Annotated in this window: 3 protein-coding genes; 2 read left to right on the top strand and 1 reads right to left on the bottom strand. The window is 47.9% G+C overall.

From position 1 onward, the window contains the following. Both QZ311_RS12220 and QZ311_RS12225 read left to right on the top strand, forming a co-directional pair. Nucleotides 1-291 (top strand): helix-turn-helix transcriptional regulator (locus QZ311_RS12220; RefSeq protein WP_297068491.1); only part of this gene is annotated, 291 nt, incomplete at its 5' end. Between the two features lie 235 nt (nucleotides 292-526). Next, a complete protein-coding gene (locus QZ311_RS12225; RefSeq protein WP_281510220.1) occupies nucleotides 527-1942 on the top strand; it encodes a DUF3943 domain-containing protein in 1416 nt (471 codons plus the stop codon). Nucleotides 1943-1996: 54 nt separating this feature from the next. On the opposite strand, the gene QZ311_RS12230 is transcribed toward QZ311_RS12225, so the two are convergent. Next, a partial coding sequence (locus QZ311_RS12230) for a hypothetical protein (RefSeq protein ID WP_297068493.1) occupies nucleotides 1997-2672 on the bottom strand: 676 nt, incomplete at its 5' end.

Genomic DNA, 2672 nt, shown 5'->3' on the forward strand with positions numbered 1-2672 from the left:
AAGGCAATTAAATTTTTGGAGGAACATCAGAGTGATACCCCCTCGCGGTTTGCAGAAGAAGCCGCATGGCGAAAGGAAAATGCAGGTTGGCTCCGCTGGTCGCGTCAGCTTGCCGTAACTCTTATTGGCTATATGCAGGACAACGGTCTTAAAAGAGCTGACCTCGCCGCCCGTCTCGGCGTAAGCCCACAATATGTCAGCAAGTTGCTGTCAGGTACCGAAAACCTCAGTTTCAAGAGCGTTGCCAATATCGAGGATAAGCTCGGCATAACTTGTTTTGCAATGGTATGAACATCTATAATCGATTACTATAATGCAAAATATAAATAAGTTCATATCCTCAATAATTATGTTTATGTTATCGACAGTTGTTGCTTATTCGCAAATGCCGATAACATCGGATAGTCAATGTTCAAATGACATCTACACATGTTCTGAAGACAACAAACCGGTATCCGTAGAGAAATATGCACCGTATCGGCATATAGTCTCGACTCCGGTATTACCTGACAGCGCCGATGTGCGTATGCACGAACATAAGGCGTTCTGGAGGGCAGGCGCAGAGACCGTGGGCTTCAATATAGGCCTTTGGGCCTTCGACCGCTATGTGCTGAAAGGACATTATGCCTATATTTCATGGAATACCATCAAAGAGAATTTCAGGCATGGTTTTGAATGGGACGATGACCATTTGCACACCAATATGTTTGACCATCCCTACAACGGCTCTATATTTTTCAATGCCGGACGCTCCAATGGTTTCAATTTCTGGCAGTCGGAGCTGTTCGCCATCGGCGGAAGTGCCATGTGGGAGATGTTTATGGAATGTGAATACCCCTCTACCAACGACATAATAGCCACACCGATAGGCGGCGCTGCTCTTGGCGAAGTGCTTTACCGCACGTCTGACCTTATCCTCGACGACCGTAGCACCGGAGGCGAGCGTTTCGGCCGTGAGTTGGCAGCATTCCTTGTTGACCCCATGAAAGGAATCAACCGAATTGTCACCGGTGCGGCATGGAGAAAACGCGCCACATCCGGACGCAGGTTCGGGTTACCTCCAATCAGTGTGGAGCTGTCACTGGGAGGCAGGTACCTGTCTCTTATTGAAAACGACGAGGGTAGCCGGGCAGGAGCCGTCGCGGAAATCAACATAGAGTATGGCGACAGATTTGCGGAAACTACAAAAGCTCCCTACGATTACTTCTCTTTCCTGATGGAATTGCAAGGCATAAAGTCGCAGCCGATTCTGAGCCGTGTGGAGATTATGGGGCGACTACTTTCAAAAGAAATACTCGACAAAAAGAATGTCAGCCTCAACGTAGGACTATATCAGCATTTCGATTATTTTGACTCCGACACTATACGCCCGGAAAGAAATGCCCTATATTTCCCTTGTTCCGTGCCATATAAAATGGGAACTCCCGCATCTGTCGGCGGAGGAGCCATGTTCAGATATACCCCGTCAAAGCTGATGTCGTTAGACGGATATTTGCATCTGAACGGCGTCATCCTTGCAGGCGTACTGACCGACTTTTACAGGGATTATCACCGCAATTACAACTGGGGATCCGGATTTTCGGTCAAGGCCGGCTTGAACTGGGCTTTATCGGATGATCGAATATCTGTGAGAATCGCAAACCAGTTTTACAAGATCTATACCTGGAACGGTTACGATGTAAACTATGACTGGTCTCTTACCCCGGAAGGGAAGCCGGTGGACGTGCAAGGTGATGCGTCTAATTCATCGTTCAATCATCTTGAAGCATCTGTAAATTATCGTTTGTGGAAACGTCTTTTTCTGACCGGCGGCATTGATTTCTATTCGAGAAGAACGGAATATACCGATATGTCAATACGTTTAGGGAATACAACAATAACCAGCCCGATTGTAAATAGCAAACAGCTTGGCTTTCACTTGATGCTGACCTACAGATTATAAATCTCAAATTACTAAAGAGGGAGTCGCAGTCAAAACTTGCGGCTCCCTTTTTGCTCATCTTATACCAAAGCCTCTCCTGACAGTCTGTTTCAAGGACTGCCATTTTTCTCTGAACCATTGGAACACTCTCTTACCTCCGAGATGAAGGCGGTAGTTGTTGTCATCGGTCGGGTCTCTCTTGATTTGCACCTCGACATTTCCGACATCGACATCTTTCTCCTCATTGGGGTCATAGAGCGTATAGCCTGTTTTGAATGACCTCGGTTTCCCGTCAAGTAACGTTGTGATGAGTGTGTCTGACATCTTTACCCGGATGCAGTCTCTAATGGCTGGCAGGGCAGCAATGACACCGGGAAAGAATCGTTGTATAAGGTCTTCAGTTTCCTTATGTCCTCTGACGATGCTGTTATGCTGCTCTTTCTGCCTGTCGAGCTGCTGTTGCAAATCCCATACACGGCTGCGGTGGGTCTTGGCTGTCTCTTCTGCTCGCTCTTTGAGCGTTCTGATTTCTTCACGAGAGTCAGCGAGTTCGGACTCAAGTTTCTTGGTCTTGCTACCTGTGAACCGGTTGGCGAGATTGCTGAGGGCATCCTTGCGGTTGGAATCGCGCTGCGCTTTCGCGTCCGCCGCTTCCTGCAAGGCTGTCTCTTTCTCTTTTCTCGCCGCCTCCGTCTCCTTGGCACAGGCAGAACGTTCTTCAATAAGCTTTGACTTGTCAGCCTTGATGTCG

The organism is uncultured Duncaniella sp., assembly GCF_910578445.1.
GTDB lineage: Bacteria > Bacteroidota > Bacteroidia > Bacteroidales > Muribaculaceae > Duncaniella.

Bases quoted from the DNA above. Each gene is read 5' to 3' on its own strand.
- QZ311_RS12225 (WP_281510220.1), top strand. From the start codon at position 527: ATGCACGAACATAAGGCGTTCTGGAGGGCAGGCGCAGAGACCGTGGGC.